At 36.6% G+C, this 19431-nt stretch carries 21 protein-coding genes; 7 read left to right on the forward strand and 14 right to left on the reverse strand.

Features of this window, described 5'->3' with window-relative positions:
* Positions 1–15: 15 nt before the first annotated feature.
* From ACQV2T_RS02360 to ACQV2T_RS02385, 6 genes are all read right to left on the reverse strand, one after another.
* Complete coding sequence (locus ACQV2T_RS02360) at positions 16–1779, reverse strand: DUF1002 domain-containing protein (RefSeq protein ID WP_428893192.1); 1764 nt, start codon at positions 1777–1779, stop codon at positions 16–18.
* A 151-nt stretch (positions 1780–1930) separates the two neighbouring features.
* Complete coding sequence (nusB, locus tag ACQV2T_RS02365; RefSeq protein ID WP_428874282.1) at positions 1931–2371, reverse strand: transcription antitermination factor NusB; 441 nt, start codon at positions 2369–2371, stop codon at positions 1931–1933.
* A gap of 1 nt (position 2372) precedes the next feature.
* A complete protein-coding gene (locus tag ACQV2T_RS02370; protein WP_428875302.1) occupies positions 2373–2798 on the reverse strand; it encodes an Asp23/Gls24 family envelope stress response protein in 426 nt (141 codons plus the stop codon).
* Positions 2799–2809: 11 nt separating this feature from the next.
* Complete coding sequence (locus ACQV2T_RS02375) at positions 2810–3871, reverse strand: M24 family metallopeptidase (protein WP_428874280.1); 1062 nt, start codon at positions 3869–3871, stop codon at positions 2810–2812.
* Positions 3872–3911: 40 nt separating this feature from the next.
* The gene (rnjA, locus tag ACQV2T_RS02380; RefSeq protein ID WP_428874279.1) at positions 3912–5621 is read right to left on the reverse strand and encodes a ribonuclease J1; all 1710 of its coding nucleotides are present in this window, start codon (positions 5619–5621) and stop codon (positions 3912–3914) included.
* A 1-nt stretch (position 5622) separates the two neighbouring features.
* Positions 5623–5835: a DNA-directed RNA polymerase subunit epsilon gene (locus tag ACQV2T_RS02385; protein WP_428874278.1), complete on the reverse strand. Its 213-nt coding sequence runs from the start codon at positions 5833–5835 to the stop codon at positions 5623–5625.
* A gap of 189 nt (positions 5836–6024) precedes the next feature.
* Between ACQV2T_RS02385 and comGA the strand changes: the two genes are divergently transcribed.
* Genes comGA through ACQV2T_RS02420 form a run of 7 tightly spaced genes read left to right on the forward strand, consistent with a single transcriptional unit; the run spans position 6025 to position 10413 of the window.
* Entirely contained in the window at positions 6025–7077 is a 1053-nt protein-coding gene (comGA, locus tag ACQV2T_RS02390) for a competence type IV pilus ATPase ComGA (RefSeq protein ID WP_428893193.1), read from the forward strand.
* A complete protein-coding gene (comGB, locus tag ACQV2T_RS02395; protein ID WP_428893194.1) occupies positions 7031–8101 on the forward strand; it encodes a competence type IV pilus assembly protein ComGB in 1071 nt (356 codons plus the stop codon). Before comGA ends, comGB begins: the two co-directional genes overlap by 47 nt.
* 12 nt (positions 8102–8113) lie before the next feature.
* Positions 8114–8458, forward strand: a complete 345-nt coding sequence (comGC, locus tag ACQV2T_RS02400) for a competence type IV pilus major pilin ComGC (RefSeq protein WP_428874273.1) — start codon at positions 8114–8116, stop codon at positions 8456–8458.
* Positions 8458–8904, forward strand: a complete 447-nt coding sequence (gene comGD / locus ACQV2T_RS02405) for a competence type IV pilus minor pilin ComGD (protein ID WP_428875304.1) — start codon at positions 8458–8460, stop codon at positions 8902–8904. Before comGC ends, comGD begins: the two co-directional genes overlap by 1 nt.
* Before the next feature lie 31 nt (positions 8905–8935).
* Positions 8936–9229 carry a hypothetical protein gene (locus tag ACQV2T_RS02410; RefSeq protein WP_428875306.1) on the forward strand — a complete coding sequence of 98 codons (294 nt, stop codon included), beginning with the start codon at positions 8936–8938 and terminating at the stop codon, positions 9227–9229.
* Positions 9189–9671, forward strand: a complete 483-nt coding sequence (locus ACQV2T_RS02415) for a competence type IV pilus minor pilin ComGF (protein WP_428882397.1) — start codon at positions 9189–9191, stop codon at positions 9669–9671. The genes ACQV2T_RS02410 and ACQV2T_RS02415 overlap by 41 nt, the downstream gene beginning before the upstream one ends.
* Entirely contained in the window at positions 9661–10413 is a 753-nt protein-coding gene (locus tag ACQV2T_RS02420; protein WP_428874270.1) for a hypothetical protein, read from the forward strand. The genes ACQV2T_RS02415 and ACQV2T_RS02420 overlap by 11 nt, the downstream gene beginning before the upstream one ends.
* 51 nt (positions 10414–10464) lie before the next feature.
* Here ACQV2T_RS02420 and smpB read toward each other — a convergent pair whose 3' ends face one another.
* From smpB to ACQV2T_RS02460, 8 genes are all read right to left on the reverse strand, one after another.
* On the reverse strand, positions 10465–10932 hold the full coding sequence (gene smpB / locus ACQV2T_RS02425; RefSeq protein ID WP_428874269.1) for an SsrA-binding protein SmpB: 468 nt from the start codon (positions 10930–10932) through the stop codon (positions 10465–10467).
* A 61-nt stretch (positions 10933–10993) separates the two neighbouring features.
* Positions 10994–13342, reverse strand: a complete 2349-nt coding sequence (gene rnr / locus ACQV2T_RS02430; protein WP_428893195.1) for a ribonuclease R — start codon at positions 13340–13342, stop codon at positions 10994–10996.
* Positions 13343–13362: 20 nt separating this feature from the next.
* Positions 13363–14133 (reverse strand): alpha/beta hydrolase, encoded by a 771-nt coding sequence (locus ACQV2T_RS02435; protein WP_428876150.1) that lies wholly within the window; start codon positions 14131–14133, stop codon positions 13363–13365.
* Between the two features lie 126 nt (positions 14134–14259).
* The gene (gene secG, locus ACQV2T_RS02440) at positions 14260–14493 is read right to left on the reverse strand and encodes a preprotein translocase subunit SecG (protein ID WP_090290184.1); all 234 of its coding nucleotides are present in this window, start codon (positions 14491–14493) and stop codon (positions 14260–14262) included.
* 164 nt (positions 14494–14657) lie between these two features.
* Complete coding sequence (rlmN, locus tag ACQV2T_RS02445) at positions 14658–15797, reverse strand: 23S rRNA (adenine(2503)-C(2))-methyltransferase RlmN (RefSeq protein WP_428874266.1); 1140 nt, start codon at positions 15795–15797, stop codon at positions 14658–14660.
* Positions 15798–15923: 126 nt separating this feature from the next.
* Positions 15924–17207, reverse strand: a complete 1284-nt coding sequence (locus tag ACQV2T_RS02450; protein WP_428874265.1) for a dihydroorotase — start codon at positions 17205–17207, stop codon at positions 15924–15926.
* Positions 17208–17217: 10 nt separating this feature from the next.
* Positions 17218–18138: an aspartate carbamoyltransferase catalytic subunit gene (locus ACQV2T_RS02455; protein WP_428874264.1), complete on the reverse strand. Its 921-nt coding sequence runs from the start codon at positions 18136–18138 to the stop codon at positions 17218–17220.
* 4 nt (positions 18139–18142) lie between these two features.
* Positions 18143–19066 carry a dihydroorotate oxidase gene (locus tag ACQV2T_RS02460; RefSeq protein ID WP_428875311.1) on the reverse strand — a complete coding sequence of 308 codons (924 nt, stop codon included), beginning with the start codon at positions 19064–19066 and terminating at the stop codon, positions 18143–18145.
* Positions 19067–19431: the final 365 nt, after the last annotated feature.

Here is a 19431-nt window from a genome sequence, read left to right on the forward strand (position 1 = left end):
AGACCATCTATCAGTTTACACTGGATCGACACTCTCTGTCTCTTCAGTTGGAACTGTCTCATCCACGCTTTCTTCACTTGCTGCTTCTTCCTCAAGAAGTTCTTCTGTTGGCTCTTCTGCAGGGGTTTGAGTTTCTACAGAATCAACTGGCTCTTCAACCATTTCTTCTAAAGTTGTTTCTTCTTCAGTGGATTCAACTGGTGTGTAACCAGGAATCCTATAATCAACTGGGATTTTATTAGCAATATAATTATTTTCAACATTGACACCATAAACAGCATTGAAATCATAGGTATCCTGATTTAATGGCACAGCTTCCATGGATACTGGGTCAACTTCACTAATTACTCCAGTTTCTAAATCGTATTCAAAACGTGCTACTGTGGTGATCTTAGTAGAGCTATCTTCTGCTACAGATAGACTAATTACTTTATCGTCTTGCTCAATGTCAGTATAGGTATAAACTTGTGGAGCAAATCCAGTAGCGTTAGCTATTAACTGAATTATCTCAGCTAAGGATGCATCAGAACTTTCAAGATTTTCAGCTTCTTGTAATTTAGCCATCCACAGATCTTTGATTGGTTGGAATTCAAAGCCTTCATTTTCAGCCGCTGCTTTTAAATCTCCTTCAAAAGAAGCTGTATATTGATAAAGCAATTCTCTAAAATTATCTAACTCTGCTTTCGTTTCAACTGTAAGCTCTGGTTGGATAGCTTCAATGATAAAGGTATGGGCATAGATATCATCTACACGGATCCCCTGATCGACTGCTTGCTTGAAACGATTGTATAAAGCAGGTAAAATTTCGTGATACTTTTCAGTATCAGAAAAATCAGGTGTTTCTACTGCTTTAATTTCATCAATAGTCATTTTAGGCTCTAGTTGAGCAAGAATATTGTCCCATTTTTTGTCTTCGATTGATGCATCTAGTTGTTGAACAGTGTCTTCATTAGCAGCAGCATCGGTCTGGGCAAAATCATTGGCATATTGCTCTAATTCTTGCTTCGTTTGATTAGAAATCTCTACATCGGTAGCAACTGAATTATCGACAACATTGCCATCGCCTTCAATATTAGTGTTATTAATAACATTATTTACAACTGTGTTTACAATTTCAGTCGAGTTTACTTGACCATTATTTTGAACTTGAGCAGCAACTTCTTTCTTAATTTCAGCAATAATTACGTTTACTTGTGCATCGGTTAACCCTGTTTCAGTCTTAACATTATTTACGACAGAAATTTCTTTTTGTGCCGTTTGCATGTCATGCTGCTTAACTTCTACACCTTGTGACTCTAATAGAGCGTATAAGCCAGTAAGTGCCCCCTCACCCGTTACAGGTAAAAAACTACCAATTTTTAATAAAGCATTTTGAGCCCCTGCAGTAATAGCTGCATTTTGATAGGTTGTCGCTGAAACAGCAGTGATATTTTCAGGCGTTACAATTTGAACTTTAATTCCTGTACCAGGTGCTTGAGGCTTAATATATACGGACGAGTATACATCTGTTGAAGCATCTGATCCAATGTTTAAATAGCGATCAATCATCACACCGTCAACATAAATTGTATTCTCAGGAGTTACCTGATTAGCGCCTAATAATTGAATGGTTTGTTGGGCTTGTTGTGAATTTAAAGTCGCTCCTAAAGCTAATTTTTCTACTTGCAAAGTTTGCTCAGCCTGTTCAACTGCCATAGCTGATTGGCTAATCAAAGGCATACTGGCTGGAAAAGTTGTTAAAGCAGCTAAAGCAAGTAGTAAAACTTTTTGTTTTTTCATAATTTTATGCTCCTTTTAAATTAATATGATGACACTTTGATTATATCCATCCTAAAATACTTATACAAGTTATACCCATTTCTTTAATAAATTCTTATAAGAAAAAAGCCAGAAAAAGAATAATTTCTTCACATTCTTCTTCTGGCGCCATTTAGATTTGGTTAGCTAAAAGTTTAGCGAGAACACCTGAGATAAATTGTCGTGATCGATCATCTGAAAAAGTCTTAGATAATTCAATCGCTTCGTCAACCGCTACTTTGGCTGGAACTTTCTCTTCGTCAATGAAGAGCACTTCAAAAAAAGCTAAGCGTAAAATGGTTAGATCAATACTTGCTATTCTATCAAGAGTCCAAGATTGGCTGAGATATTGTTTAATCATATCATCTAACGCCAACTGATTGTCTCTTACTCCTCTAACTAAGGTTATTAGATAAGAATCTATCTCACCTGAGTATCCCTTCTCAGGATCATTACCGGCTTCTAAAGCGAATTCTACAGCATCCTCACTTTGAAACTGGTCACTAGCAATTACTAATTGATATAAACTCTGGACTGCTTTTTCTCTTAGCTGATGACGTGATAATTTTTTCATCCTATTCTCCGATTTCTTTTTCGCTATTCCTAATAGTTTTTAACTCTGAATTCATTTTTGGTTCTGTATCAATCGATTGGACATGAACATTCACTTCACTGACGATAAGATCTGTCATGTATAGAATTTGTTCTTTAACACGTTCTTGAATAGCAGCGGCTATAACTGGAACTGTTTTACCGTAAGCAATGCTTACATTAATATCAATCGAAATACGGTCTTCAATTTGACGCATTTTAGCATTAACACCTGATCCTTGAATACGCAAAAATTTTCCTGCTTCTTTTTTTTGTGATGAACTAAGTACACCATCAATTTCTGAAGCAGCTTTGGCTGCAATGTCTTCCAAGACACCCATCGTAATATTAATTTCGCCTAAGTATTGTTCGCTGAGAGATTCAAATGCGACAGTTTGTTTATTTAACATCCTTTAGCCTCCTATATAATTATTAATTCTTTGGGACTACGGTTGATTGGTATTACACGATCTGCTTGCACAATTAAATCATCTTCAATGCGAACACCACCGATACCTGGTAAGTAAATACCGGGTTCATCAGTAATTACCATGTTCGTCTCTAAAACCGCTTCAGAACGACTAGAGACTGCAGGTTCTTCATGGACATTTAAACCGACACCGTGGCCAGTAGAGTGACCAAAGTACTCACCATAGCCTTTTTCCGTAATATAATCACGAGCTATCGCATCTACTTCCTTACCAGTCATGCCAGCTTTAGCCTCTCTGATTACGCGTTGATGTGCTTCAAGTACAATTTCATAGACTTCTTTCATTTTATCTGATATCGATCCTACCGCAATCGTACGAGTCATGTCAGACGAATAACCTTTATAGTAGCAACCAAAGTCTAGCGTCACAATATCGCCATCTTCAATCACTTTTTCACTCGCTACACCGTGAGGCATGGCAGAGCGTTCACCTGAAGCGACAATAGTATCAAAAGACATGCCTGTTGATCCTTTATCCTTAAGAAAAGCTTCTAACTCATTAGCAACCTGAATTTCAGTTACACCAGGTTTAATAAAGGTTAAGATATGTTCAAACGCTTGATCGGTAATTTCACATGCTTGTCGAATGGTCTCAAGTTCCGATTCATCTTTAATTAAGCGAATTTTTTCGATTAACCCTTGACTTGCTTTAATATCTGCTGCAAATAGATCTTTAATTTTTAGATATTGACTGACATTCATATTATCTGCTTCTATGGCTAGTGTTTGAACCTTTTCTTGATCGATTAAGTTTTTAACTTCTTGATCTACTCCGTTTTGATGGATAACAACTGTTGCAGACTTAACTTGATGACTAGCTTGAGTATTGTAACGGAAATCGGTAATAAAGAAGGCCTTATCTTGAGTTACAAATACGGCACCAGCCGAGCCGGTAAAGCCGGTTAAATATCTTATATTTAACATATCCGTTACATAGATTGCATCGAATTTTTGTTCTTTAAGTGATTGACGTAATTTGTTGATTCTATACATATGATCGCTCCTTTACTTGTTTTAACTCTAATACTAACTACTACTTCGTTTGATGAGGTCTTACCCCTTTATTAATATCTAATAAAATCGGCATAATCATCGGATTTCTCTGCGTCTTCTGATAAATAGCCGGTTCTAATTGACTGAGCAATAGATCTCGCACGCTCCGTTCATTTATATTAGCGCCTGACTCATTTAAGCCGCGGTTGATAATTGCGCGCGCCTTATTTTGAATATCATTGATCAGGTCTGCTGATTCTCGCATGTAAATAAAGCCTCGAGACATAATATCCGGTCCGGCAATCAATTGTTTAGCTTCAAAGTCAATAGTAGCTGAAACAATGATTAGTCCTTCTTCTGACAGAGCTTTACGGTCTCTCAGTACAATGTTACCAATATCACCAATACCATTACCATCGACATATACATCCTGAGCAGGAAAGCGTCCTGCTACACGAGCAGAGTCGGCAGTAAGAGCTAGAACATCGCCATTAGACATAATAAAGCAATTTTCTTTTGGAATCCCAGTCATCTGAGCTAATTCCGATTGGATTTTTAACATGCGATATTCCCCATGAACTGGCATGAAATATTTAGGCTTCATTAAACGGTGCATTAATAATTGCTCTTGCTGACCACCGTGACCAGAAGTATGAATATTATTGACCTTTCCATGAATCACTTTGGCACCTTGCTCGCTTAATTGATTGATGACACGGTTAACACTCATAGTATTTCCTGGAATAGGTGAAGAAGAGAAAATAACGGTATCATTAGGTTGAAGCGAAATTTGTCGGTGCGTACCATTAGCGATACGGCTTAAAGCTGCCATTGGCTCCCCTTGTGAACCAGTACATAGAATTAAAATCTTATTAGCAGGATATTTATTAATATCTCTTGGTTCAATGAAAATATCTGCCCCTTTGTCATCCACATAACCTAATTCTCTAGCTGTCTTAATGGAAGATTCCATCGAACGACCGAAAACAATTATCTTACGACCTGTCTCATAGGCTGTCATTACGACTTGTTGCAATCGAGACACATTGGATGCGAAAGTAGCGAAAATAACGCGTCCTTCTTCTTTTTGGATAATGTTGCGAATCGAACGGCCGACAATTTTTTCTGAATTAGTAAAGGTTGGTACTTCGGCATTTGTTGAATCACCTAGTAATAATAGGACTCCTTCTTCACCAATTCGTGCCATCTTATGTAAGTCGGCTGGTTTGCCTACCGGTGTGAAATCGAACTTATAATCTCCTGTAAAGACAATATTTCCAGGAGGTGTTTTAACTACCACACCATATGCTTCTGGAATGGAGTGAGTTGTTAGATAAAAACTAACGCTTGTTTTACGGAAACGGATCACAGAATCTTCATCAATTTCATGAATTTCTGCATCACGCAACAGTCCGCGTTCTTGTAATTTATTACGAATTAAAGCTGAGGCTAACTTGCCAGCATAGATAGGCACGTTTATCTCTTTCAATAAGAATGGAATTCCACCTATATGGTCTTCGTGACCGTGAGAGATAATAACTCCCTTAATCTTATTACGATTTTGTAATAGGTATTGATAATCAGGAATGACATAGTCAATACCTAACAATTCGTCTTCTGGGAACATCACACCAGAATCCATAATGATAATTTCATCTTGAAATTGGACGCCATACATATTCTTACCAACTTCATTTAAACCGCCTAAGGCAAATACGCCTACTTCATTATTTTTAATATTTACTGACATCTTAGAACTCCACCAACTTAAAGCCTGCTTGTTCTTTTTCATATGCCAAATGCGCCTCATCTAAGGCTTGGACATATTGGATGTTGTAAGATGTATTTTGAGTCACTTTTTCAATCGCTTCTACGCGATTTTCTGCTTCAAGATAAAGGGAAAGTGTCCTTTCTCTTGTTGGAACTTGATCTTTACTTTCTTGGTACATTACTTTAAAAATCATGTAATAAAACTCCTTTATTATTTTTTATTTCAACTGGTGGGTGAGCTAAACACTCGTTGTCAATTTATTCTATCATACTTTCATATATAGGTATAGTTAGACACTGAGACGCTTATTTGAGAAAAAATATAAGCACCCTTTTAACCTTTATCTTGTATTTATCATTAGACTAATCAAAAGGGTGAGTTAATGATCGAAGAACTTTCTAAATCATTGATTAACGAGGCCATCAGTTTGTTGGCTTCCGATATTCATTTCATGCCAATAATTGATAACTATCAAATCTTCTTTCGAGTCAATGGTCAACTCCACTTCCACAAAAATGTCCCTTTAAGTCTAGGAAGAAAAATAATCGCTCATTATAAATTTTTAGCCAATATGGATGTCGGTGAAAAAAGACGGCCCCAATCAGGTGCTTGTCCGTTTAAGATCTCAGAAGAACAAACGATTGAATTAAGATTGTCCACTATTACTAACGTCAACCTCATAGAGTCCTTAGTGGTTCGAGTGATTTTTAGTAAAATTCATAATTTTCAACAAATCAACAGCTACTTTCCCAATCAAATTGACCGCATTCGGAAATTAATTAGAAGAAAATCAGGGATGATTTTAATTTCTGGCCCAGTCAATTCAGGTAAAACCACGACGATCTATCAACTTTTAAGAGAAAGAATGAATGAAGAAAAGTTACAAATTATTACTATGGAGGACCCTGTAGAAATCAAAGAAGCTTCTTTTTTACAAACGCAGGTAAATGAAAAAATAGGTATTTCTTATGACCTACTGATTAAATCATCACTCAGACATCATCCCGATATTCTTTTTATTGGAGAAATTCGGGATGAGGAGACGGCGCGTATGACTTTAAGAGGTGCATTAACCGGGCATTTGATGATTGCAACGATCCATGCTAAAGATACTTTCGGAGTGATTGCGCGTCTTAAAGAGTTAACCATTAGTGAGCAACAATTAAAACAATCTCTCATTGGTGTCATCTCACAAAGACTAGTGCCTCGCTTTTGTCCTTTTTGTAAAAGTAGTGTTCAAGTATCCTGCAATCATATTCCTAAAAAATTTCACCGAGCCGCTTTGTTCGAAATATTAGATGGCCAACAATTGAAAGAATATTTGAATCATTTTAATTTACCTTTAAACTTCTCGCCCCTTAATCATCAACTAAGAAAGGCATGGGCCTATGGATACATCACTAAAAAAGAGTATGAACGCTTTGAAGTTCTTTAATAAAGAAAAATTGCTCTTTAATCAAGAGGAAAAAATATATTTTTTACAGGTTTTAGCTGAAATGCTTGATGAAGGTTTCTCAATTTATCAAAGTCTGCAATTTATGAAAATACTATTACCTAAAAGAATTTTAATTATTAATCAAATGCTAGAAAAATTAAATGTAGGACAAAGCTTTGATCAAGTTCTTTTAAACTATGGGTATTCAAACCGAATTGCCGCTCAATTATTTTTTGCTCAAAGACAAGGCCGATTTATTCAAGCGCTTTTTGAAATTGTAAACCATTTAAAAAAGATTAGAAGCTATCAAAAAAAATTAATAAAAACACTTATCTATCCCTGTTTTTTAATGCTTTTTCTCTCCTGCTTATTGTTTGCAATGAGACATTGGATGCTTCCACATATTTTATCCTTCATCGATCAAGAAATTTTAAAAACTCATTTATTAGCTCGTTATTTACTCATTCTCTTTACCTTTCTTCCACAAATTAGCATCAGCTTTTTAGCAGTCATTTTAATTATTTACTTAGCTATTGATTTTTATTTATTAAGACTCCCTGTTATTAACAGATTTCAACACTTAGTTAAGATACCTCTCTTTGGAAAGCTAATTAGGAAATATGTATCCTATCGTCTAGCTGATGAACTTTCATATTTTTACGCAGCTGGCTTTTCCATGCAAGAGACACTAGATCTTTTAATCTCATATCCCATTGATCCTTTAATCAGTGAAATAGCTGATTATCTGCAGCAACAATTTTTGGCTGGGAGCGAGTTGAGCGATTCATTAGAAAACATGGGTATTTTCACTAAAACACTTAGTTTAGTCATATATCAGGGTGAACTAACCAGTCAGACCGGTCAAAAATGTAAGCTTTATGCTAAAAAAATATTTGAGGAGGTGGTCGAAGATCTTAATAAGAAGCTCACTTTAGTGCAACCCATACTGTTTTTAATTATCGCTATTATTGTAATGGCCATGTACCTTGTTCTAATGTTGCCGATGTTAACCATGGAGATATGAAAAGGAGCTATTATGAAAGAAAGAACCATCAGAAAAGTCAAGTCTTGTCAAATATTAAAGTCTAAAAGAGCGTTCACACTTATCGAAATGCTAATTGTTCTTATTATTGTTTCACTATTAATGGCTATTATTATTCCCAATGTTTCTGGCCAAAAAGATCGTATTGACCAACAAGCAGTTGAAAATATCACAGAGATTGTTGAAACTCAAGCGGATGCCTATTATCTAGTAGAGGATACCCAAGAGCCTTTAAGCTTAGAAACTTTGGTTGCTGAAGGTTACCTCACTCAAAAGCAAGCAGACGAAGCGACTGAGAGAATTGAAGCTGAAGTCCTCAGTCAAATACTGACCCCTTAATGAAATCAAAAAATCAATCAGCCTTTACCCTAATCGAAGCTTTGTGCGTACTTTCAATTTTTAGTATATTGATGATTTTGCTAATTGCTTTACCCTATCAACAATTAAAAGCTGATTATCAGACAAAAGTTTTTAAAGACCAACTGAAGAGTCAGCTACATTTAGCTCAAGATAAAGCAATTATTGATCAAGATCCAGTTCAGATTGTCTTTAGTAAAAGAGGAGTAGTCTACTTCTGGCAAGTAGAATCCCGCAAAAATTTTAGTCAACTCAAACTCCCTAAACATTTAAATTTACTTAATTCTTTTTCTTTTTATTACTTAAGTAGTGGTCGTATTAATGATTTTGAAACTGTTTACTTTGAAAATGCAGAAGGCGATAATTTTGAGCTTGTTTTTCAACTAGGAAGTGGTCAATTTGTTTTTAAGGAGCAAAAAGGGAAGTAGTCTAATTGAAGCATTAGTAGGTTTATTGATCTTGTCTTGGATTTTGAGCTTTTATTTACCCAGTTTTAACCAAGAATTAAGGACTTTTAAACAATTAAAATCAGAAAATAATGAATGGCAATTATTTTATCAACTGGCGGACATTCAACTTTCTGATTTAGATTCAATAAAAAAAGAGACACTTATTCAATCTACAATGGAAAGTTACCAATTATTATTTTCAGTCGAGGTTGATGATTTTTCATGCGACACTAATTCCTGTCAAATAGAGTTTAAGAGAGGGAGTGCCTATCAGATTGAAATTCAAGCTATTCAAACCTTATAAACAGTCAAAATGGGCCTTCACTTTAATTGAGTGCCTTATTACACTCTCTATTGTTGCTTTAATAATGAACACTCTCATGATAAGTGTTTCACATTACCGCAAATTAGATGAAAATATGCGGCAAGATCGTTCGCTAGATTGGCAGCACTTCACACTGATGATGGAAAGTGAATTTGATCATTTTTTAATTATAGGTGTCTCTGAACAAGAAATAAATCTTTGTCTCAAAGAGGATTACTATGAACAGAGCTCAGTCATTTTAAGAAATCAAAAGATTTATCGCAGACCCGGACATCACCCTTACCTCTTTCAAGTAAAATCTTGGCATCTAAATTCCGAAAAACCTTTTATAACAATCTCCGTGGAGCTAACCAATGGTCAAATCTTCTCACATACCTTTCATACTGATTACATAAGAACGGAAGATTTTGATGAAACATAAAAAAGGGCTTATCCTACCAATGGTATTATGTTTTATGATGTTAAGCCAAGTTATATACTTAGGAGTCATTCAACTTAATGCTCTCCAAAGACAAAGAATCCACCAGTCAAATAATTATTACCAATTACAAATTCAAACTCTTTTAACAGATTTTAACCTGCGTCCTGTTCTCCAAGACCAATGGACAAAAAGCATAGAAGAATCTATTCAAAGAGAATGCCAACTTCTACAAAAAGAAAGCTTAAATGACTTGGGCCTGTTTACAAGTGATTCCTTAATTCAAACAGTCAACTTAATCGAAGTTGATACTTTAGACATTGAGTCTTTACTTTTACTCTATAAAACGCTTATTTTTATAGAATATCCATCCAATTTTGAGTCAAGCTTTTCAATAATAGAAGCTGATGGCGAATGGTTAGCTAATGGCCAAGTGACTCTTTTTCCTAATTCTTCTAAGGAAAGCTCTTTCGATGCTAGTCAAATATTCCTCAGTTCGCAAGGCTATCGGCTAAACAAACAACTTACTAAACAAAAAGAATCGCAATGGGTAGGAACCATTGAAAAAGAGTTTCAGATTGAATTTAATTCAGGAACAAGTAAGGTTTTAAGTTCTAGGGACGAATTAATTTTCGACTCAAGGCTTTCTTCTGGTGAGTCATTCGAAAAGAAACAAGACTTACCTCAACTAAATTACCTCCTCCAATGGCATGGGAATCTTTATCAGGATTCTAAGGCCAGTTAACGAAGAAACAGCAAGCATTCTCAAATCCTCCAGAGTGCTTGCTGTTTTAATTTATCTTACTTTGAGAGCCCGATCAATATCTCGCTTAGCTTGTTGTTCTTTGAGCGCCTGTCGCTTATCATAGTGATGTTTACCACGTGCAACTCCTATTAATAGCTTAGCTCGACCCCTAACTAAATAAACCTTTAGGGGAACAATGGTCATTCCCTTCTGACGCGTTGCTTGGTCCATATCCACTATTTCCTTATGGTGTAATAATAACTTTCGATCTCTTAAAGGATCATGATTAAATAAATTACCATGGTCATAAGGACTTATATGAACATTCTTTACCCAGGCTTGGCCCCCATAGATTGAAATAAAGCCATCTTGAATATTTATTTTTCCTGCTCGAATGGATTTAATTTCTGTTCCTTTGAGGACTAAACCCGCTTCATAAGTATCAATAATCTCATAATCATGTCTGGCCTTTCGATTTTGGGCCAGTGGTTTATCGTGTACTGCTTTATTATTTGCCATAAAATCTCCTTGCTAGTGCTAGGAGTCTATTTTACATCACCTACTAGCATCTGATGGACTCCTAGTATTTCTTTTTCTTAGTTCTTTTTGCTTTCTTAAAGTTTCCCTTAGCAGAAATTTTTTTACCTGCTAAATTTTTACCCATTTTAGGATTCGCTTTATTTGATTTGTTTTGTCTGTTCGATTTATTCTTTTTCTTATTTTTTGTTGAAGATTGAATGATTTTTGGATCGATACCTTCTACTGCTTCTGCTTCAATTAGCTTAAAATCAATTTGTCGATCTTCGATACTGACATTACCAACCTCTATTTTAACCCTTTGCCCGATTCTAAAGATTTTATGTGTCCGCTCACCAATCAACAGCATGTGTTCTGGATTAAAATGATAATAGTCATCATCTAAATTTTGAATAGAGACAAGTCCTTCTACTGTATTGGGAAGCGCTACAAAAATTCCAAAAGAGGTAACCGATGAAATAGTTCCCCAGAAACTTTCTCCAACTTTATCCATCATATACTCAGCCTTCTTGAGAGCATCAGTTTCTCTTTCTGCATCAACCGCCCGGCGCTCCATTTTAGAAGCATGAGTCGCTATAGCTGGCAGTTGATCTTCTAACTTAGAAATCTCCTTATTTGAAGGATTGCCTAATAAATATTGACTAATTAGACGGTGAACAATCAAATCAGGATAACGGCGTATTGGCGAAGTGAAATGTGTATAGTCTTCTGCTGCTAAACCAAAGTGACCTGCTGCTTCATCTGAATACTTGGCTTGTTGCATCGACCTTAGCATCATAGTTGAAACAGCTTGTTCGTAATCTTCACCCTTGACCTGTTTAAGCGCCTCTTGCAAGGCCTTCGGTGCCATATCTTCAGTACTTCCCCTAAGAATGACCCCAAAACTTGAGATGAATTCCGCAAAACGGTCTATTTTATTAGAGTCTGGCTGCTCATGAATTCGATAGATAAAGGGTAGCTGCTTAGCTAAATAATCTTTGGCCACCGTTTCATTAGCAGCTAGCATAAAGGATTCAATTAAGCGTTCACTAGTAAACCTCTCACGTAAAACAATCTCTGTCGGGTGTCCTTTTTCGTCTACCAAAATCTTGGCTTCAGGCGCATCAAAATCGAGTGCTCCTCTATGTCGACGCATCTGATAGAGAATATCATGTAACTCAGCCATGTCCTCCAACATAGGAACAATTTCTTGATAATCTTGTCTTAAAGTTGGATCACCATCTAAAATAGCATTCACATCTGAATAGGTCATCCGATAGGATGAATGAATGACTGATTTGAAAATGCGATGCTTAATTACTTGCCCTTGATTATTAATCACCATCTCACAAGTTAGACTTAAGCGATCCTCATGAGGATTCAAAGAACAAATACCGTTAGACAATCTTTGCGGTAACATAGGGACCACGCGATCTGTCAAATAAACAGATGTTCCTCGCTCATAAGCTTCGCGATCAATAGCAGTGTCTGGTCTTACATAATGCGATACATCGGCAATATGGACACCTAATTGGTACTCTTTATCCGAAATTTTTTCTAAACTGATGGCATCATCTAAATCCTTGGCATCTGCTCCATCAATTGTAATGATTAATTGATCACGTAAATCCTTACGTCCTTGGATTTCTTCAGATTTAATTGTTTGCTCTACGGCTTCAGATTCTTTGACCACCTCTTTTGGAAATTCGTGCGGAATACCAAATTGGAAGAGAACGGCTAGTATATCAACACCTGGAGCGTCTTTATGGCCAATTTCTTTAGTCACAAGGCCTACCATTTCATTGGGCTTATGGCTATCTGGGTATTCAGCGATTTCTACAATACAAATAGTGTGGTTAGCTGGATGAATACCATCTGGACGAATGAAAATTTTAGTCTCATCTGGAAATTCGCCTTGAGGCTTAATGTATCCTACATAGCCTGTGGTTTCACGTTCTTCTTGATTAAAACCATAAAACTCGCCAACTAACTGACTAACTTTACGGTCTATTACTTCAAGCACTTGAGCTTCCGAACCTTTGCCTGTTGTAGGATTAACATGTTTAACGATTCGAACACGGACTGTGTCTCCTTCCATGGCTCCTCCGTTTTTACCTCTAGGCACGAAGAAATCACTTTCACCTTCTTCATGAGATACAAAGCCAAAGCCTTTTTCATTCGCTCTGTATACTCCTATAACTTCTTCGTTTGAAGAAAAAGCTTTAAAATGGCCCTCAGATGTTAATTGAATTTCGCCAATTCTTTCCAAAAAGGCTAAAGCTTTAATTAATTTTTTATAATTTTTGGTTCCGCGATAATTAAAATGTTGGGAAAGCTGTTCCACCGAAAAGGAATCCTCTTTATTCCCTTGTAAAAAAACAATAATGTCTTTTTCTAGTCTAGATAAACTCAAATTTATTCTCCTCTCTCACCCTAAAAGGGTTGGGTCACTTGCTTGATGAAATCTAAAACTGATTTTTCAAAAGCCTTACGATCACGGTTTGTAGGAATGGAATGTGTATTATGTGGGAAATAATGAAAATCAATGCGTGCATTTACCAAATGATCTTGTAATAAATAAGAATCATCTGGCTCAATTAATTCATCTTGGCCTGATTGAGCGATATAAAAAGGCACCTTAACATTCACCAACTGTGAAGCGATTTCTTCTTTAATTTCTTCTAATTCTTTCATTTGTTGCCAATGGCCTGCCAATATATCATCAAACTCTTCCATAAATGTCTCTGTATCATGTCGTTGACTGGCCAAAAATTTACCTAAATGCATAAATGAGTTGGAAATATTGATCGGTTCCTCAGTCATAACCGGCGCATTAAAGATTCCTCCACCACTTCCTTGAAAATCTTTCTGAGAAATAATATCTGTAGCCATAACTCCACCTAATGAAAGACCAAAGACTAAAAGGTGCTCAAATTTTTGTCCTAGCATCCAATGATAAGCATCATTGGCTTCTTGACGCCAAATATTTGGAGAAAAATCCAAAACTGATTTGATGTCTTGTGTATCATGACCACTAAATTGTGGCACTAATACGTTATAGCCTTGGCGATTCAATAGCCTACCTAATAGGTTCATATCACGTGTTGATCCCGTATAAGCGTGGAAGAGTAGGATCCCTACCTTCTTATCTTGACCTTCTAAATAAACCGCCTTATCAAATGGAACATTCATCACACTTTTCACTCCTAACCTCTTATTATCATTGTATCTAAACCTTGTTGGAAACTAAAGAAATTCCTCTGTTTCTAAATAAATACGCACATGTGGCCTAATGAGCCGACATGTGCGTCTATTCAAAATCTTTAACGATTATTTAGCCGATAAGTAAGCTAAAGCTAAGGCAATGACAAAGAACAGCACGCCTAAAACGGTTGTAGCACGAATTAAAAAGGCTTCAAAGCCACGTGCTTTTGATTTAACAGAGCCATCGTCTCCTCCACCTGTTAAAGTTGAAGCAGCATTACTCTTAGATGGTTGCATAATAACTAATAAAATAATCAAAATAGATACTACAATTAATGAAATCATTAAAGCGTTATACATAGTTGCCCTCCTTTATATGGACTATCTAGGAAATTATATCATACTTTCTTAAGAATGTGATAGACATCTCCGGAACTTTTAATATTAAAAGTAAAAGCCCTTAAAAACACGACCAAAGATCTTCGTTTTTGAGGGCTTATTTTAATCGCTTTAAGATTACTTTATCATTGATTATTAGACTCATTTGCCTTTGCAGCTTTACGTGCTTGTGAAAATTGACGGATTTCTTCTTTAGTCTTTTTAGCAGTTTTAGCTCTTCTTTGACGTTCGTATTGAGACCGTAACTGCCCACAAGCCGCTTCGATTTCTGTTCCGTGTTCTTTACGAACAACACAATTAACCTTGTTTTTCATTAAAATATCAAAGAATTGCGCAATATTTTCAGCCTTAGAACGCCGGAAAGAATTTTCTGCAACCGGATTATAAGGAATCAAATTAACATAAGCTAATTTCAGCATCGGTTTCAACAGATTTGCCAATTCTTTAGCATGTTGAGGTGTATCATTGACACCATCAATCATAATGTATTCGAAAGTTACCCGGCGATTGGTTTTTTCAATATATTCATAAATAGCATCAAATAATTCTTCAATGGGATATTCTCGGTTAATCTTCATAATCGAAGAACGAGTCTCATTGTTAGGGGCATGGAGGGAAACTGCTAGATTGACTTGTAAACCTTCATCAGCAAATTCACGAATTTTTGGTGCTAAGCCAGAAGTTGAGACAGTAATATGACGTGCCCCAATAGCTAGTCCCTTATCTGAATTCACAATTCTTAAGAATTTCATCACGTTATCATAGTTATCAAAAGGCTCACCTATACCCATAACCACAATATGCGAAACCTTTTCTCCTTGACCTAATTGGTCCAAGTGTCGTTGAACGTACATGATTTGAGCGACTATCTCACCTGTTTCTAGATCTCTTACTTTGGGTATCAAACCCGAAGCACAGAACTTACAGCCAATATTACAGCCAATTTGCGTTGTGACACACACTGAAATACCATAATGATGATACATTAAAACCGTCTCAATCATTGATTTATCTTGTAATTCAAACAAAAATTTAGTGGTTTTATCTTGGGCTTTCTGTACAATTTTTGCCCTTAAGGGAGAAAAAATAAATTCCTCGGATAAAGGTTCTAAAATCGTTTTGGGGATATTAGTCATCTCTTCGTAGGACGCCACATGGTGACGGTAAAGCCATTGCCAGATTTGATCTGCCCGGTATGGCTTTTCTCCTCTTTGAGCTAGCCATTCGATTAGATCGTCTAGGGTCAAACTATCTATTGATTTCACTGATAAAACTCCTCTATTTATTAAAAACTTCATGTTCAGTTTAGCACAAACAAAAGAGCCTGTCTTTATTTTATTTCCATTCTAAAGAATAGCCATTAGCCTCTAGCAAAAATTCATGAGATATTCTTACGCCTGATAAACAAGATGGCCCTGATAAATAGTTGCTAAGGTTTTACCTTTAACTTGCCAACCTACAAAGGGTGTATTGGTCGATTTAGAAGCAAATTCCTTTGGATCGATTGGATATTCATGGTCAATGTCGAAAATAGCTAGGTCAGCAATAGACCCCACAGTAAGATCGGAAGCTGGTATATTAAAGATTTTAGCTGGTTCCCATGCCATCCAATTGATTAACTGTTCTAAACTACAAATTCCTCGTTCAACAAGATAAGTATACAGCAAAGCGAAAGCAGTTTCTGATCCCACAATACCAAAAGGTGCTTTAAGCATACTCTGATTCTTTTCTTCTGCCATGTGCGGAGCGTGGTCGGTTGCTATACAATCAATCGTTCCATCTAGTAGACCTTGAATTAAGGCTGCTTGATCCGCGCGACTTCTTAATGGTGGATTCATCTTCCAATTGCCATCATCAGTTGGAATATCTTCATCACACAAGAGAAGATGGTGGGGACAAACTTCACAAGTTACTTTTACGCCCTCAGCTTTGGCAGCGCGAATAACCGCTACACTTTCTTTAGTTGAAACGTGACAGACATGGTAGTGGCAGTTTGCCTCTTTAGCCAAAATACAATCTCTGGCAATCTGACTGGATTCAGTCGCAGAGTATATTCCTGGTAAACCTAACTTTTCACTTACCTTCCCCTTATGCATGACCCCTCCAAAAAGCAAAGAATTATCTTCAGTATGGGCCACAATTGGTCGGTCTAATTGCTCAGCCATTTGCATAGCTTGAAGCATTAAACCAGCTGTTTGAACGCCCTTGCCATCATTGGTAAAGGCAACAGCTCCTGCTTGTGTTAAAGCAGGAAAATCAACCAATTCTTTTTCGGAAGTAATTTCTAGTGAAATCGGTGCATACTGATGTACTTTGATGCAAGCTTCTTGCTCGTTTAATTGCATCAAAGCTGTAAAATCTGCTAGATTATCTGGAACTGGATTTAGATTTGGCATTGCACAAACTTGTGTATAACCGCCTCGAGCCGCTGCTTTTGAGCCGGTTTCAATGGTTTCTTTTCCTTCGAAACCAGGCTGACGAAAATGAACATGCAAATCAATTAGCCCCGGAGTAATTAAACCGTTTTGACCATCAAAAATTTTAAGCTCTTCATGAGATAATTCATTCAACAGATCTAGACCAATCGCGTTAATCTTTTGGTCTTTAATTAAAAGCTCTACTGCTTGAAATCCACCTTGACGATTTAGCATTCGCACATTCTTAATTAATAACATCTTTTCCCCCCTACTTTCCGTTCATAACTGCTTCAATAATTGACATACGCATAAATACACCATTTTTCATTTGTTCAGCTATTACAGATCTTTCTGACATGACTAATTCATCAGCAATTTCTACCCCTCGATTGACCGGTGCAGGGTGCATAATAATTGCATGGTCTTGCATGCGACTGGCTCTTTCGGTATTTAAACCGTATAAACGATGATAGGTTTCCGCTTCGAAACTATCTGGCTGGTCATGGCGTTCTAATTGAACTCTTAAGAGCATTAAGACATCGACTTCTCCAATCAATTCATCAATGGGTAGATAGCTTCCGAAATGATCAAAGGTTTCATCATACCACTCTTCTGGTCCTGAAAAATATAGTTCAGCTCCTAAACGAGATAAAATTTCAGCGTTAGAATGAGCAACACGAGAGTGACTGAGGTCTCCTACGATTGCTATTTTCAAACCAATAAAACGTTGGAATTTTTCATAAATGGTCATCAAGTCGAGCATACACTGTGTAGGATGCTGAGAGGCCCCATCCCCACCATTAATAATTGACAAATTCAAGTGCGGTGATTTCATCAACGGCTCGAAGTAATTTTCTTCGCGAGTACGTACCACAACTGTATCTACCCCTAAAGATTCAAGTGTAATTAAAGTGTCTAAGAGGGTTTCTCCTTTGGAAAGTGAAGATGTTTTAGCATCAAAAGCAATAACCGGCATACCTAACTTTTTCTCAGCCATTTCAAAAGAAAGGTGCGTTCTTGTCGAATTTTCCAAAAAAACATTACAAACAAAGTGTCCTGGATACTGTGGTAATAGTGAGCGATCAAGGTTTTTAAATTCGATGGCTCGATGAATTAGTTTCATTACCATTCCTGAATTTAGTTTCTTGGTTGATTCAAAATGCTTAAAAACTAAGTTGTGATTACTCATTATTTTATCCCTCCATGTACTGTAATTTACCGCGGTAATCTTCTATTTTTTGATAGCCATAAGATGCCATTTCAGCCTTTAATTCTTGATTCAATCGCTCAAAAATTTGTGGTCCTTCTTCCATCAAAGCTGTTCCTACTTGAACCATTGAAGCTCCACAAAGAATGTGTTCAAAAGCATCACGCCCACTTGCAACGCCCCCTGTCCCAATAATGGCTATGGAGTCATTTAGACGCTGGTAGAAGGCATGTACATTAGCCAGAGCCGTTGCTTTAATTGCGGCTCCTCCAATCCCTCCAAAGCCTTGCTTTGGTTTGATTGCAACAGTTTGATCTTGAATCCACAAACCATTACCAATTGAATTGACTGAATTGACAAAAGAAAGCGGAAATTGATTCAAGATTGCGGCCACTTGATCAAAGTGAACCAGATCAAAATAAGGAGGTAATTTTACTCCTAGTGGTTTGTTTACAAAACTAAACACTTCTGTCAAAATCTCGTGCATGAGTTCAAAATCATAGGCTGTCTGGGGTTTGCCGACTACATTTGGGCAGGACAGGTTTAATTCGATCAAGCCATTGAATGAAGCATCTTGTACTTTATGCAAAACTTGGTAGATTTCCTCTTTAGAAAGGCCCGTTACCGACAAGAAAAGATCTGAACGATCTAACTCAGAAAGATAGTCTAGATAATAATCAATCCCTAAATTCGGTAAGCCCATCGAATTGATTGAACCGTGAAGATTCCCCACATAGCGTGGCTCAGGATTGCCCTTTCTCGCTTGACTAGTAGCTGTTTTGGTAACAAAAGTAGCAGCTTGAGAGTCTAAAATTTCATTTAGCTCTTCTCTTGTTTGGCAATGAACCCCGGCGGCATTCATTAAACAGGATTTAAAATGTTGATTGGCAATTTGGGTCGTAAGCGTCATTTCATACTTCCTTTCATAAGTTGAATTCGCTTAGTTTTAACCAAAAAAGAGGTCAGTAACGAAAAACCGTTACTGACCTCTTGCGCACATAAAAGGATATCCCATTAGAGAGAGTTTCTCCAATGAACTATTCAAATAAATCTTTCATGTATCTCGTACACGGTTAAAGACTAATAAAATTTTTCCTTATTATAGCCCGACCATTCAAAAAAATCAAGACTTTATTAAAAATAATCGACTCTTTGTTAAACGTAAATGATAATGTCTCAAGAGAACACAAATCAAAATGTCCCATTTCTGAGTTATACTTCTTTCAGGGGTAGTTAGATGAAAGTTTGATTAACAATGTTCGAGCAAAGAAAATA

Origin of the sequence: Facklamia sp. P13069 (assembly GCF_050409405.1) — a bacterium.
Classification (GTDB): domain Bacteria; phylum Bacillota; class Bacilli; order Lactobacillales; family Aerococcaceae; genus Facklamia.